12 protein-coding genes are annotated in these 12,825 nt (G+C 71.5%); 5 read left to right on the top strand and 7 right to left on the bottom strand.

What is annotated here, in order from left to right:
• Positions 1–73: 73 nt before the first annotated feature.
• From ACYF6T_RS03045 to iolC, 6 genes are read right to left on the bottom strand one after another with little or no spacing between them, the layout of a single operon-like run.
• Positions 74–859 carry a GntR family transcriptional regulator gene (locus ACYF6T_RS03045; RefSeq protein WP_461693139.1) on the bottom strand — a complete coding sequence of 262 codons (786 nt, stop codon included), beginning with the start codon at positions 857–859 and terminating at the stop codon, positions 74–76.
• Between the two features lie 23 nt (positions 860–882).
• The gene (locus ACYF6T_RS03040) at positions 883–2,376 is read right to left on the bottom strand and encodes a CoA-acylating methylmalonate-semialdehyde dehydrogenase (RefSeq protein ID WP_461693138.1); all 1,494 of its coding nucleotides are present in this window, start codon (positions 2,374–2,376) and stop codon (positions 883–885) included.
• Positions 2,377–2,405: 29 nt separating this feature from the next.
• A complete protein-coding gene (gene iolD / locus ACYF6T_RS03035; protein WP_461693136.1) occupies positions 2,406–4,307 on the bottom strand; it encodes a 3D-(3,5/4)-trihydroxycyclohexane-1,2-dione acylhydrolase (decyclizing) in 1,902 nt (633 codons plus the stop codon).
• On the bottom strand, positions 4,307–5,197 hold the full coding sequence (gene iolB, locus ACYF6T_RS03030; protein ID WP_461693134.1) for a 5-deoxy-glucuronate isomerase: 891 nt from the start codon (positions 5,195–5,197) through the stop codon (positions 4,307–4,309). The genes iolD and iolB overlap by 1 nt, the downstream gene beginning before the upstream one ends.
• A gap of 14 nt (positions 5,198–5,211) precedes the next feature.
• Positions 5,212–6,090, bottom strand: coding sequence for a Cgl0159 family (beta/alpha)8-fold protein (locus ACYF6T_RS03025; RefSeq protein ID WP_461693132.1), 879 nt, complete (start codon positions 6,088–6,090; stop codon positions 5,212–5,214).
• A gap of 13 nt (positions 6,091–6,103) precedes the next feature.
• Complete coding sequence (gene iolC / locus ACYF6T_RS03020; protein WP_461693130.1) at positions 6,104–7,066, bottom strand: 5-dehydro-2-deoxygluconokinase; 963 nt, start codon at positions 7,064–7,066, stop codon at positions 6,104–6,106.
• A gap of 287 nt (positions 7,067–7,353) precedes the next feature.
• Between iolC and ACYF6T_RS03015 the strand changes: the two genes are divergently transcribed.
• The 5 genes from ACYF6T_RS03015 to ACYF6T_RS02995 are packed head-to-tail and all read left to right on the top strand — an operon-like array spanning position 7,354 to position 12,335.
• Positions 7,354–8,373 carry a sugar ABC transporter substrate-binding protein gene (locus ACYF6T_RS03015; protein WP_461693128.1) on the top strand — a complete coding sequence of 340 codons (1,020 nt, stop codon included), beginning with the start codon at positions 7,354–7,356 and terminating at the stop codon, positions 8,371–8,373.
• Positions 8,373–9,449, top strand: a complete 1,077-nt coding sequence (locus ACYF6T_RS03010; protein ID WP_461693127.1) for an ABC transporter permease — start codon at positions 8,373–8,375, stop codon at positions 9,447–9,449. Before ACYF6T_RS03015 ends, ACYF6T_RS03010 begins: the two co-directional genes overlap by 1 nt.
• A 7-nt stretch (positions 9,450–9,456) precedes the next feature.
• Positions 9,457–10,374 carry an ATP-binding cassette domain-containing protein gene (locus ACYF6T_RS03005; protein WP_461693125.1) on the top strand — a complete coding sequence of 306 codons (918 nt, stop codon included), beginning with the start codon at positions 9,457–9,459 and terminating at the stop codon, positions 10,372–10,374.
• Between the two features lies 1 nt (position 10,375).
• Positions 10,376–11,278, top strand: coding sequence for a sugar phosphate isomerase/epimerase family protein (locus tag ACYF6T_RS03000; RefSeq protein ID WP_461693124.1), 903 nt, complete (start codon positions 10,376–10,378; stop codon positions 11,276–11,278).
• Between the two features lie 19 nt (positions 11,279–11,297).
• On the top strand, positions 11,298–12,335 hold the full coding sequence (locus tag ACYF6T_RS02995; protein WP_461693122.1) for a Gfo/Idh/MocA family protein: 1,038 nt from the start codon (positions 11,298–11,300) through the stop codon (positions 12,333–12,335).
• Here the strand turns inward: ACYF6T_RS02995 and ACYF6T_RS02990 are convergent.
• Positions 12,316–12,759 carry a GNAT family N-acetyltransferase gene (locus ACYF6T_RS02990; protein ID WP_461693121.1) on the bottom strand — a complete coding sequence of 148 codons (444 nt, stop codon included), beginning with the start codon at positions 12,757–12,759 and terminating at the stop codon, positions 12,316–12,318. The two genes, ACYF6T_RS02995 and ACYF6T_RS02990, sit on opposite strands and share 20 nt — an antisense overlap.
• Positions 12,760–12,825 lie beyond the last annotated feature (66 nt).

Below are 12,825 nucleotides of genomic sequence, written 5' to 3'. Positions count from 1 at the left end.
TCCCTGGGCGACATCGTACGTTTACGACGTATATGTACGAATGTGCGCCCAGGGGTTCGCCCGCGTCAAGGGCTCACGGCCGTACCAGCAGCTGGAAGTCGAACGCGTACCGCGAGGCGCGGTAGACGTGCGTGCCGTACTCGACCGGGCGGCCGGTGTCGTCGTACGCCGTGCGCTGCATGGTCAGCAGGGCCGCGCCCTCCTTCTCGTCGAGGCGGGCCGCCTCCTCGGCGGTGGCGGAGCGGGCGCCGATGGACTGGCGGGCGCTGTGCAGGGTGACGCCGGCCGCCCGCATCATCCGGTACAGGCCGGTCGACTCCAGCCGCCCCGTGTCGAGGTCGAGCAGGGTGGCGGGCAGGTAGTTGCACAGGAAGGCCACCGGCTGGCCGAACGCCGAGCGCAGCCGCTCCAGGACGACGACCTCGCTGCCCTCCGCGAGACCGAGCGCGGCCGCCACGTCGGCGGCGGCCGGCTCGCGCTCGTTGCGCAGCACCCGCGTGGTCGGTCCCTGCCCGGCGGCCTCCAGGTCGTCGTAGAGACTGGAGAGCTCCAGCGGGCGCTTGACCTGGCTGTGCACCACCTGTGTGCCCACCCCGCGGCGGCGCACCAGCAGCCCCTTGTCGACCAGGGACTGGATGGCCTGGCGGACGGTGGGCCGGGACAGGCCGAGACGCGTGGAGAGGTCGATCTCGTTGCCCAGGAGGTTGCCCGGGGCGAGGGCGCCGTGTTCGATGGCGGCCTCCAGCTGCTGCGCGAGCTGGTAGTACAGCGGCACCGGACTGCCCCGGTCCAGGGCGAAGTCCAGGGAGTCGAGCGCCGGGGCGTGTCCGGCGCGGGCCGAGGCACGGGTCTTCGCCATGGACGTACACCTCCCTCAGGGGGTCAGGAGTGGCTGGGGAAACCGAGGTTGATGCCCGCGTCGGCCGGGTCCGGCCAGCGTGTGGTGATCACCTTGCCCTGGGTGTAGAAGGCGATGCCGTCGTTGCCGTAGACGTGCAGGTCGCCGAAGAGGGAGTCCTTCCAGCCGCCGAAGGAGTGGTAGCCGACGGGCACCGGGATCGGCACGTTCACGCCGACCATGCCCGCCTTGACCTCCAGCTGGAAGCGCCGGGCCGCGCCGCCGTCCCGGGTGAAGACCGCGGTGCCGTTGCCCCAGCGGGAGTCGTTGATCAGCTTGATCGCCTCGTCGTACGACTGCGTGCGCACCACCGCCAGCACGGGGCCGAAGATCTCGTCCCGGTAGGCGTCCGCCGTCAGCGGCACCTTGTCGAGCAGGGAGACGCCGAGGAAGAAGCCGTTCTCGTGGCCCTCGACCGTGTGGCCCGTGCCGTCCACCACGACCTCCGCGCCCTGCTCGGCGGCGCTCGTCACATAGGAGGCCACCTTGTCGCGGTGCTCGCGCGTGATCAGCGGGCCCATCTCCGAGGCGGGGTCGTCGCCCGGGCCGATCCTCAGGTTCCGCGCCCGCTCGGCGATCTTCGCGACCAGTTCGTCGCCGGTGTCGCCGACCGCGACCACGACCGACACGGCCATGCAGCGCTCGCCCGCCGAGCCGTAGGCCGCGTTGATCGCCTGGTCGGCGGCGAAGTCGAGGTCGGCGTCGGGCAGGACCAGCATGTGGTTCTTGGCGCCGCCGAGGGCCTGCACGCGCTTGCCGTGCTCGACCGCCTTGAGCTGGATGTACTTCGCGATCGGCGTCGAGCCGACGAACGACACCGCCTCGACGTCCGGGTGCTCCAGCAGCCGGTCCACGGCCACCTTGTCGCCCTGCACGACGTTCAGCACCCCGTCGGGCAGGCCCGCTTCGGCGGCGAGCTCGGCCAGGCGGTACGACGCCGACGGGTCCTTCTCGCTGGGCTTGAGCACGAAGGTGTTGCCGCACGCGATGGCGAGCGGGAACATCCACATCGGCACCATGGCCGGGAAGTTGAACGGCGTGATGCCCGCGACCACGCCCAGCGGCTGGCGGATCGACGCCACGTCGACGCGGGTGGAGACCTGCGTCGACAGCTCGCCCTTCAGATGCGCGCTGATCCCGCAGGCCAGCTCCACGATCTCCATGCCGCGTGCGACCTCGCCGAGCGCGTCGGAGTGCACCTTGCCGTGCTCGGCGGTGATCAGCCGGGCGAGCTCGTCGCGGTGGGCGTCCAGCAGCTCGCGGTACTTGAACAGGATCGCCGTGCGCCGGGCCAGCGAGGAGCTGCCCCAGGTCTCGAACGCGGCCCTGGCGGCGGCGACCGCGGCGTCCACCTCGTCGACGGTGGCGAAGCCGACCTGCTTCTCCTGCGCGCCGGTCGCCGGGTCGTAGACGGCGCCGTAGCGGCCGGAGGCGGTCTCGACGGGCTTGCCGCCGATCCAGTGGGTGATGGTCTTCATCGGGCAAGGGCCTTTCGTGGTACGGGAGTTCACAGGTGGCGGCGGCGGTCGGCGGCCTGGCGGTCGTACTCCGCCCGGGCCCGTACGGCGGCCTCGCGGGCGGCGGTCTCGGCGACCGGCACGTCCCACCACGCCTCGGCCGGGGGAGCGGTCGCGGTGGTGGTGTCGGTCTCGACGTACACGCACGTCGGCCGGTCGGAGGCGCGGGCCGCGGCGAGCGCCTCGCGCAGCTCGCGCACGGTCTTGGCGCGCAGGACGTCCATGCCGAGGCTGCCGGCGTTGGCCGCGAGGTCGACCGGGAGCGGGGCGCCGGTGAAGCTGCCTCCCCCAGACTTCGTCCGGGGGGACCCCCAGACCCGGTAGCGGTAGGCGGTGCCGAAGCGCTCGGCGCCGACCGTCTCGGACAGGCCGCCGATGGAGGCGTAGCCGTGGTTCTGGATCAGCAGCAGGTTGACCGGCAGCCCCTCCTGGACCGCCGTGACGATCTCGGTCGGCATCATCAGGTAGGTGCCGTCGCCGACCAGTGCCCACACCGGGGTGTCGGGCGTCGCCTGCTGCACGCCGATCGCGGCCGGGATCTCGTAGCCCATGCAGGAGTAGCCGTACTCCAGGTGGTACTGGCGCGGGCTGCGGGCCCGCCACAGCTTGTGCAGGTCGCCCGGGAGCGAGCCGGCCGCGTTGATCACCACGTCGTCGTCGCCGACGACCGCGTCCAGGGCGCCGAGCACCTGCGTCTGGGTCGGTACGGCGTTCTCGTCGGCGGCGGTGTAGGCGGCGTCGACGACCCGCTCCCAGCGCTCCTTGCCCGCCCGGTACTCCGCCTCGTACGCCGGGCTCACCCGGTGGCCCGCCAGCGCCTCCGCCAGCGCCGTGAGCCCCGCCCGCGCGTCGCAGACCACCGTCCGCGCGGCCAGCTTGTGGGCGTCGAACGCGGCGATGTTGAGGTTGACGAACCGCACGCCGGGACGCTGGAAGAGGGTGCCGGAGGCGGTGGTGAAGTCGGTGTACCGGGTGCCGACGCCGATCACCAGGTCGGCGGTGCGCGCGAGGTCGTCGCTGACCGCGGTACCGGTGTGGCCGATGCCGCCGAGGTCGGCGGGGTGGTCGTGGCGCAGGGAGCCCTTGCCCGCCTGCGTGGAGGCCACGGGGATGCCGGTGGCCTCCACGAGCGTCTTCAGCGCCTCCTCGGCCTGGCTGTGGTGGACGCCGCCGCCCGCGACGATCAGCGGGCGCTCGGCGGCCCGGATCGCCGCGACCGCCTCCGCCAGCTCGTGGGGGTCGGGCAGGGGGCGCCGTACGTGCCACACGCGCTCGGCGAAGAACTCCTCCGGCCAGTCGTGCGCCTCGGCCTGCACGTCCTGGGGGAGGGCGAGGGTGACCGCGCCGGTCTCGGCCGGGTCGGCGAGCACCCGCATGGCGTTCAGGGCGGAGGGGATCAGGGCCTCGGGGCGGGTGACGCGGTCGAAGTACCGCGACACCGGGCGCAGGGTGTCGTTGACCGACACGTCCGCCTCGGTCGGGTGCTCCAGCTGCTGCAGCAGCGGGTCGGGGGCGTGCGAGGCGAAGTAGTCGCCGGGCAGCAGCAGGACCGGCAGGCGGTTGATGGTGGCCAGGGCGGCGCCGGTGACCAGGTTGGTGGCGCCCGGGCCGATGGACGTCGTCACGGCCTGCGCGGACAGCCGGTTGAGGTGGCGGGCGTGGCCGACGGCCGCGTGCACCATCGCCTGCTCGTTGCGGCCCTGGTGGTACGGCATCAGGTCCTCGCCCGCCTCCAGCAGGGCCTGGCCGACGCCGGCCACGTTGCCGTGGCCGAAGATGCCCCAGGTGCCGGCGATCAGCCGGTGGCGCACGCCGTCGCGCTCGGTGTACTGGGCGGACAGGAAGCGCACCAGGGCCTGGGCGACGGTCAGTCGGCGGGTGGGCGTGTTCATCAGGACTTCTCCGGTGCCGTGTAGAGGGGGAGGCGGGGATCGACGGGCTGCTCGGCCCAGGTGGAGCGGATCCAGGCGTGGTCGGGGTGGTCGCAGATCAGCCAGGCCCGCTCGGGCTCGGGGCCCGCCATGACGTTGAGGTAGTACATGTGGTGGCCGGGCACGGCCATGGACGGCCCGTGCCAGCCGTCGGGGATCAGCACCACGTCCCCGTCGCGCACCTCGGCCAGCACGTCGGTGCCGCGGCCGTGCCCGGAGGGCGAGACGCGCTGGTAGCCGAGGCCCGGGGTGCCGTCGTGGCCGGCGAACTCGAAGTAGTAGATCTCCTCGAGGACGGACTCCTCGCCGGGGCGGTGCTCGTCGTGCTTGTGCGGCGGGAACGACGACCAGTTGCCGCCCGGGGTGATGACCTCGACGGCGATGAGCTTGTCGCACTCGAAGACGCCGGCCGCGCCGAAGTTGTTGACCTGGCGGCTGCTGTTGCCGGTGCCGCGCAGCTCGACCGGGACCGCGGAGGCGGGCCCGTGGCGGGCGGGCAGCCGGCGGGTGCAGCGCGCGCCGGTGAGCGCGAACCGTCCGCCGCCGGTGCTCGTGACGGTCGCCCGGGCGTCCCGGGGCACGTAGGCGAAGTCGCTGACGGCGCTGAACACGCTGTCGCGGCCGGTGAGGTCGAAGGTGTCGTGGCCGAAGTCGTCGGCGGCCGAGACCGTGCAGCCGCCGCTGAGCGGGAGCACGATCCACTCGCTGTCGCCGGTGTCGAAGGTGTGGGTGCCGCCGGGCGGCAGCTCCAGCACACGCAGGCTGGAGTAGCCCCAGCCGGCCTTCTCGGGCGTGATGTCCACGACGTAGGGGCCACCGAGGGCCTTACCCGCGGGAAGGTGATACGTCATCCTGTTCCTCCGTGTCACAGCAGGCCTACGGCGGTGTCGACGGCCGTCTCCACAGTGCCCGTGGCCGGGTAGAGCAGCGAGCGGCCGACGACCATCCCCAGCACGGTGGGGAGCGCGAGGGCCTTGCGCCAGCGTTCGTAGGCGCCTTCCTGGTCGTCGCCGATCTCGCCGCCGAGCAGCACGGTGGGCAGGGTGGAGGTCTCCAGGGCCTCGCCCATGTCGTCCGGGTTCTCGGTGACGGGCAGCTTCAGCCAGGTGTAGGCGGAGGTGCCGCCCAGGCCCGCGGCGATGGCGATCGACGTGGTGACGGCCTCGGCGGACAGGTCGTTGCGGACCCGGCCCGCCACCCGGCGGGAGAGGAACGGCTCGACGAACAGCGGCAGGCGCCGGGCGGCCATGTCGTCGACGGCGCGGGCGGCGGACTCCAGGGTGGTCAGCGAGCCGGGGTCGTCGTGGTCGATGCGCAGCAGCAGCTTGCCCGCGTCGAAGCGCAGCCGCTCGATGTCCTCGGCGCGGTGGCCGGTGAAGCGGTCGTCCATCTCGAAGGCGGCGCCGTGCAGGCCGCCGCGGTTCATGGACCCCATGACGACCTTGTCGTCGAGCACACCGAGCAGCAGGAGGTCCTCCAGGATGTCGGCGGTGGCCAGGACGCCGTCCACGCCGGGGCGGGAGAGCGCGACGCACAGCCGCTCCAGCAGGTCGGCCCGGTCGGCCATGGCGAGCCGGCTGCCGCCGACGCCGAGGGCGCCGCGGGCCGGGTGGTCGGCGGCGACGATCATCAGGCGGCCGCCGGCGCCGAGCAGCGGCCGGCGCACGCGCCGGGCCGCGGCCTCGGCGACGGCCTCGGGGTGGCGGGCTCGGACCCAGACGAGGTCGGGGATGCCGATGGTCAAGTGGGGGCTCCGATCAGGGGGTCGCCCGGGCGAGGAGATCGTCGACCTCCGCCTCGGTCGGCATGGCGGAGGAACAGGCGAGCCGGGAGGCGACGAGGGCGCCGGCGGCGTTGGCGTACCGCATGGTCCGCTCCGGCTCCCAGCCGGACAGCAGGCCGTGGACGAGCGAGCCGCCGAAGGCGTCGCCCGCGCCGAGGCCGTTGACGACCTCGACGGGGACCGGCGGAACCTCGGTGGTGGTGCCGTCGCGGTGCACCGCGAGGACGCCCTTGGGGCCCTGCTTGACCACAGCCAGCCCCACGCCGGCCGCGAGCAGGGCCTCGGCGCAGGCGCGCGGTTCGCGCACGCCGGTGGCGATCTCGCACTCGTCGAGGTTGCCGACCGCGACGGTGGCGTGCCGCAGGGCCTCCGCGTAGTACGGGCGGGCCTCCTCGGGGTCGCTCCAGAACATCGGCCGCCAGTCGAGGTCGAAGACCGTGGTGCCCGCCTTGTCGCGGGCCTTGAGGGCGGCCAGCGTGGCCGAACGGCTGGGCTCGGCGCTCAGTCCGGTGCCGGTGATCCAGAAGACGCGGGTCGCCCGGATGGCGAAGTAGTCCAGGTCCCCGGAGTGTATCTCCAGGTCAGGGGCCTTAGGCTGCCGGTAGAAGTACAGAGGGAAGTCGTCCGGCGGAAAGATCTCGCAGAAGGTCACCGGTGTCGGGTACGCGTCGACGGGCGTCACCCAGCGGTCGTCGACACCGAACCCCTTCAGCGCCTCGTGCAGGTAGGCGCCGAAGGGGTCGTCTCCGGTGCGGGTGATCACCGCGGTGGTGCGGCCCAGGCGCGCGGCGGCGACCGCCACGTTGGCGGCCGAGCCGCCGAGGAACTTGCCGAAGCTCTCCACCCGGCTGAGGGGTACCCCCGACTGCAGCGGGTAGAGATCGACTCCGATACGGCCCATGGTGATCAAGTCGAAGGGCTGGGCTGACTCGGCCATGCGCAACGCTCCTCGAACCGGGCTGGGGGTATCAGACCCCGTGGGCCTGCCGCCTCCCAGGTGTAGGCCGGGAGAGGCGACACTGTCAATAGTTTGTACTTACATTCGGACTAGCTCGTGAAATGATGTCTTAACAAAGTATTGACAGCGGGCGCATCTAGGGCTTGGATCGCGTCCCAGCGCAACAGTCGTATTTGCGGCGCAAGACCCGGACATGCCAAGATCCCGGGCCCCGGATCTTCGAGATCCCCCCTTTCCCCCGCAAGCACAGTGAGGTGCCAGGAAAGATGGACCGCTCTTCGCACTCCCGCTCCCGCAGACTGGCCCCTGTGGTGGCCATGGCCGCCGCGGCAGCGCTGACCCTGGCCGGCTGCTCCAGCAGTTCCGGCGGCAAGAAGGCCGAGGAGAGCGCGGACGGCGCCTCCGCGGGCAAGGCCAGCACCCCGCGTATGACCGTTGCGATGGTGACGCACGCGCCGAACGGCGACACCTTCTGGGACATCGTCCGCAAGGGTGCCGAGGCCGCCGCCGCCAAGGACAACATCAAGCTGATCTACTCCAACGACCCGAACGCGGGCAACCAGTCCAACCTGGTGCAGAACGCGATCGACCAGAAGGTCGACGGCATCGCCGTCACCCTCGCCAAGCCGGACGCCCTCAAGAGCGTCATCGGCAAGGCCACGTCCGCGAACATCCCCGTCGTCGGCCTCAACTCCGGTGTCAGCGACTGGAAGAAGCTCGGCCTGATGGAGTTCTTCGGCCAGGACGAGACGGTGGCGGGCGAGGCGTTCGGCAACAAGCTCAACGAGCTCGGCGCCAAGCACACCGTCTGCGTCATCCACGAGCAGGGCAACGTCGGCCTGACCCAGCGCTGCGACGGCGTGAAGAAGACCTTCAGCGGCAAGACCGACATCCTCTACGTCAACGGCACCGACATGCCGTCCGTGAAGTCCACGATCACCGCCAAGCTCAAGCAGGACTCCTCCATCGACTACGTCGCCACGCTCGGCGCCCCGTTCGCGCTGACAGCGGTGCAGTCGGTGTCGGACGCGGGAAGCAAGGCGAAGGTCGCCACCTTCGACCTCAACAAGGACCTCACGACCGCCATCAGCAAGGGCACGATCCAGTTCGCGGTGGACCAGCAGCCGTATCTGCAGGGCTACCTGGCCGTCGACTCGCTGTGGCTCTACAAGAACAACGGCAACTACAGCGGCGGCGGTGAGCAGCCCGTGCTGACCGGACCGGCCTTCGTCGACAAGTCCAACGTCGACACGATCGCCAAGTTCGCCGCGAAGGGCACCCGGTGATGAGCATGGCCCAGCAGGCTGAGCCGGCGGTGAGCGCACCGCCGGCCCCCGGCCCGAAGGAGACCGACGGGCGCACCGCCCGGCGTCCGCTGGCGCTGCGGCTGCTCGCCCGCCCCGAGGTGGGCGTCTTCCTCGGCGCGGTCGCGGTGTACGTCTTCTTCCTCATCACGGCCCCGCCGGTGCGCGACGGCAGCTCGATGGCGAACATCCTCTACCAGTCGTCGACCATCGGGATCATGGCCCTGCCGGTCGCGCTGCTGATGATCGGCGGCGAGTTCGACCTGTCCTCGGGCGTCGCGGTGATCACCTCGGCGCTGACCGCGAGCATGCTCAGCTTCCAGCTGACGGTGAACGTGTGGACCGGTGTCTTCGTCGCCCTGCTGGTGTCGCTGGCGATCGGCTTCCTCAACGGCTGGCTGGTGGTCAGGACCGGCCTGCCGAGCTTCCTGATCACCCTGGGCAGCTTCCTGATCCTGCAGGGCGTCAACCTCGCGGTGACCAAGCTGGTCACCGGCAACGTGGCCACCGACGACATCAGCGACATGGACGGCTTCGACCAGGCCAAGAAGATCTTCGCCTCCTCCTTCGACGTCGGCGGCGTCCAGGTCAAGATCACCATCGTGTACTGGCTGGTCTTCGCGGCGATCGCCACCTGGGTGCTGCTGCGCACCCGCTACGGCAACTGGACCTTCGCCGTCGGCGGCAACAAGGACAGCGCCCGCGCCGTCGGCGTGCCGGTGACCTTCACCAAGATCTCCCTGTTCATGCTGGTCGGCTTCGGCGCCTGGTTCGTCGGCATGCACCAGCTGTTCTCCTTCAACACCGTGCAGTCCGGCGAGGGCGTCGGCAACGAGCTGATCTACATCTCCGCGGCCGTCATCGGCGGCTGTCTGCTGACCGGCGGCGCCGGCTCCGCGATCGGCCCGGTCTTCGGCGCGTTCATGTTCGGCATGGTGCAGCAGGGCATCGTCTACGCCGGCTGGAACCCCGACTGGTTCAAGGCCTTCCTGGGCGTCATGCTGCTCGGCGCCGTAATGATCAATCTGTGGGTCAGCCGCACGGCGACCCGGAGGTGACCCACCCATGACATCCAGCAACGGCTCCGGCACCCACGGCGCCATCCTCACCGACGCCGCCCCGGAGCGGTCCGACGGGGCGATCGTCGAACTGCGCAACGCCGGCAAGTCCTACGGCAACATCCGCGCCCTGCACGGCGTCGACCTGACGGTCCACCCCAGCCAGGTCACCTGCGTCCTGGGCGACAACGGCGCCGGCAAGTCCACCCTCATCAAGATCATCTCCGGGCTGCACCAGCACACCGAGGGCGAGTTCCTCGTCGACGGCGCCCCGGTCCGCTTCTCCACCCCGCGCGAGGCCCTCGACAAGGGCATCGCCACCGTCTACCAGGACCTCGCCGTCGTCCCGCTGATGCCGGTGTGGCGCAACTTCTTCCTCGGCTCGGAGATGACCAAGGGCCCCTGGCCCCTGCGCCGCCTCGACATCGCCCGCATGAAGAAGACCGCCGACCACGAACTGCGCGAGATGGGCATCGTCCTGGACGACCTGGAACAGCCCATCGGCACCCTCTCCGGCGGCCAGCGCCAGTGCGTGGCCATCGCCCGCGCCGTCTACTTCGGCGCCCGCGTGCTCATCCTGGACGAGCCCACCGCCGCCCTCGGCGTCAAGCAGTCCGGTGTGGTGCTGAAGTACATCGCCGCCGCCCGCGACCGCGGCCTCGGCGTCATCTTCATCACGCACAACCCGCACCACGCCTACATGGTCGGCGACCACTTCAGCGTGCTGCGCCTGGGCACCATGGAACTCAACGCCTCCCGGGACGAGGTCAGCCTCGACGAGCTGACCAACCACATGGCCGGCGGCGCCGAACTCGCCGCCCTCAAGCACGAGTTGTCCCAGGTGCGCGGCGTCGACGTGGAGGAGCTGCCCGAGGAGACCGACCTCACCGCGCCCGTGGCGGGCGCCTCCGAGGGGACGGCCTGACATGCCGGCCGCGCTCGACCGCATCCGCGTCGGATCGGCCCCCGACTCCTGGGGCGTCTGGTTCCCGGACGACCCGCGCCAGGTGCCGTGGGACCGCTTCCTGGACGAGGTCGCCGAGGCCGGCTACGCGTGGATCGAGCTGGGTCCGTACGGCTATCTGCCCACCGACCCGGCCCGGCTCACCGACGAGATCGCCCGGCGCGACCTGAAGGTGTCCGCGGGCACGGTCTTCACCGGCCTGCACCGCGGCCCCGCGGTCTGGGAGTCCACCTGGGACCACGTGAGCCAGGTGGCCGCGCTCACCCGGGCGATGGGCGCGCGGCACCTCGTCGTCATCCCGTCCTTCTGGCGCGACGACAAGACCGCCGAGATCCTGGAGCCGCCGGAGCTGACCGGCGAGCAGTGGGCGTACCTGACCAAGGGCATGGAACGCCTCGGGCACGAGGTGAAGGAGACGTACGGCCTGGACATCGTCGTCCACCCGCACGCCGACACCCACATCGACACCGAGGACCACGTCGAGCGCTTCCTCGACTCCACCGACTCCGAGCTGGTCAACCTCTGCCTGGACACCGGGCACTACGCCTACTGCGGCGGCGACAGCGTCAAGCTGATCGAGACCTACGGCGAACGCATCGGCTACCTGCACCTCAAGCAGGTCGACCCGCGGATCCTGGCCGCCGTGCAGGCCGAGGGCACCCCGTTCGGGCCGGCCGTGGCGCGCGGTGTGATGTGCGAACCGCCTTCCGGCGTCCCCGAGTTGGGGCCGGTGCTGGAGGCGGCGCAGCGGCTCGGCGTGGAGCTGTTCGCCATCGTCGAGCAGGACATGTACCCGTGCGAGCCGGACAAGCCGCTGCCCATCGCGGTCCGCACCCGCAGGTTTCTGAGGTCCTGCGGCGCCTGACCCTCGGAGGGGGACGACCATGGCTCGGCAAGGAACGCTCAGGGTGGCCGTGGTCGGCACCGGCAAGATGGGCGCCGACCACGTCCGCCGCATCCAGGAGGTCACCAGCGGGGCCCGGGTGAGCGCCGTGGTCGACACCGACGCCGAACGCGCCAAGGCCGTCGCGGCCCGCGTCGACGGCTGCACCGCCTACACCGACCCCGCCGTGGCGATGGCGGCGGCCGACGTCGACGCCGTGCTGATCGCCTCCCCGGGCCCCGCCCACGAGGCGGCGCTGCTCGCGGCGTTCGAGCACGACCTGCCCGTGCTGTGCGAGAAGCCGCTCACCCCCGACGCGGCTTCCGCGCTGCGCGTGATGGAGGCCGAGCTGAAACGGGGCCGGCGCCAGGTGCAGGTCGGCTTCATGCGGCGCTACGACGCCGAGTACCTCAAGCTCAAGGCCCTGCTGGACTCAGGGCAGTTGGGCCGCCCGCTGATGCTGCACAACCGGCACCGCAACGTCGCCTCGCCGCCCGGCTGGAGCAGCGAGATGCTCGTCAACGACTCCGTCGTGCACGAGATGGACGTCACCCGCTGGCTGCTGGAGCAGGAGATCACGGCGGTGACGGTGCTGCGCCCGGCGCCGTCCGCGAACGCGCCCGACGGCGTGCAGGACCCGCAGTTCGTGGTGTTCGAGACCGACGGCGGCGCGGTCGTCGACGTCGAGATCTTCGTCAACTGCGGCTTCGGCTACCAGGTCCAGGCGGAGCTGGTGTGCGAACGCGGCACCGCCCGCGTCGGCGACGGCCACGCCATGGTGACGAACATGGCGGGCCGCTGGGGCGGCACCATCGCCCAGGACTACCTCGAACGCTTCGACGACGCCTACGACCGCGAGGTCCAGGCCTGGGTGGACGCCACCCGCCGCGGCGAGGTCACCGGCCCCGGCGTGTGGGACGGCTACGCGGTGGCGGCCGTGTGCGAGGCGGGCGTACGGGCGCTGGAGGACGGCGGCCGGGTGCCCGTCGAACTGGTCGAGCGCCCCGCCCTGTACGGCGTCAGGTCAGCGCCCGCGTGAACACCACCCGGGGCTGACCCGGCCCGTTGTACTCCTGCTCCACCCGCGCCTCGAAGCCCAGGCGGCGGTGGAAGGCCACCGAGCCCTCGTTGCCGACGCTCGTGATCGCCTTCAGCCGCACCGCGCCCTGCCGCCGGGCGGCCTCGGTGAAGGCGTCGTACAGTGCGCGCCCCAGGCCCGTGCCACGAGCGTCGTCGCGGGTGGCGACCAGGTGGACGTAGCCCGTGCGGTCGGGGGTGACGAAACCGATGAGGTAGCCGGTGATGCCGTCGTCGGAGCGGGCGACCAGACACGTCTGCCCGAACTCGTGGACCAGCGGCAGCAGATGCAGCGCACGCAGGTCCCGCTCGCCCCAGTAGCGGGCGTGGTCCTCCAGAACCTGCCGGATGTCGGTGACACGGGCGGGGGTGATGCGGACAGCCATGGTGCCGATCATCCCAGGCGTGCAACCGCGCCGGAGCGCCGGGCGTCCTCCGTGTGACGGCGAGGG

The sequence above is a fragment of the Streptomyces sp. 7R007 genome (assembly GCF_054850255.1).
Note: the sequence above shows the minus strand (reverse complement) of the source record. Positions and strands in the feature narration are given on the sequence as shown.

Coding starts and splice junctions, on each gene's coding strand:
- ACYF6T_RS03045 (WP_461693139.1), bottom strand. CDS start 859: ATGGCGAAGACCCGTGCCTCGGCCCGCGCCGGACACGCCCCGGCGCTC.
- ACYF6T_RS03040 (WP_461693138.1), bottom strand. CDS start 2,376: ATGAAGACCATCACCCACTGGATCGGCGGCAAGCCCGTCGAGACCGCC.
- iolD (WP_461693136.1), bottom strand. CDS start 4,307: ATGAACACGCCCACCCGCCGACTGACCGTCGCCCAGGCCCTGGTGCGC.
- iolB (WP_461693134.1), bottom strand. CDS start 5,197: ATGACGTATCACCTTCCCGCGGGTAAGGCCCTCGGTGGCCCCTACGTC.
- iolC (WP_461693130.1), bottom strand. CDS start 7,066: ATGGCCGAGTCAGCCCAGCCCTTCGACTTGATCACCATGGGCCGTATC.
- ACYF6T_RS03015 (WP_461693128.1), top strand. CDS start 7,354: ATGGACCGCTCTTCGCACTCCCGCTCCCGCAGACTGGCCCCTGTGGTG.
- ACYF6T_RS03010 (WP_461693127.1), top strand. CDS start 8,373: ATGAGCATGGCCCAGCAGGCTGAGCCGGCGGTGAGCGCACCGCCGGCC.
- ACYF6T_RS03005 (WP_461693125.1), top strand. CDS start 9,457: ATGACATCCAGCAACGGCTCCGGCACCCACGGCGCCATCCTCACCGAC.
- ACYF6T_RS03000 (WP_461693124.1), top strand. CDS start 10,376: ATGCCGGCCGCGCTCGACCGCATCCGCGTCGGATCGGCCCCCGACTCC.
- ACYF6T_RS02995 (WP_461693122.1), top strand. CDS start 11,298: ATGGCTCGGCAAGGAACGCTCAGGGTGGCCGTGGTCGGCACCGGCAAG.
- ACYF6T_RS02990 (WP_461693121.1), bottom strand. CDS start 12,759: ATGGCTGTCCGCATCACCCCCGCCCGTGTCACCGACATCCGGCAGGTT.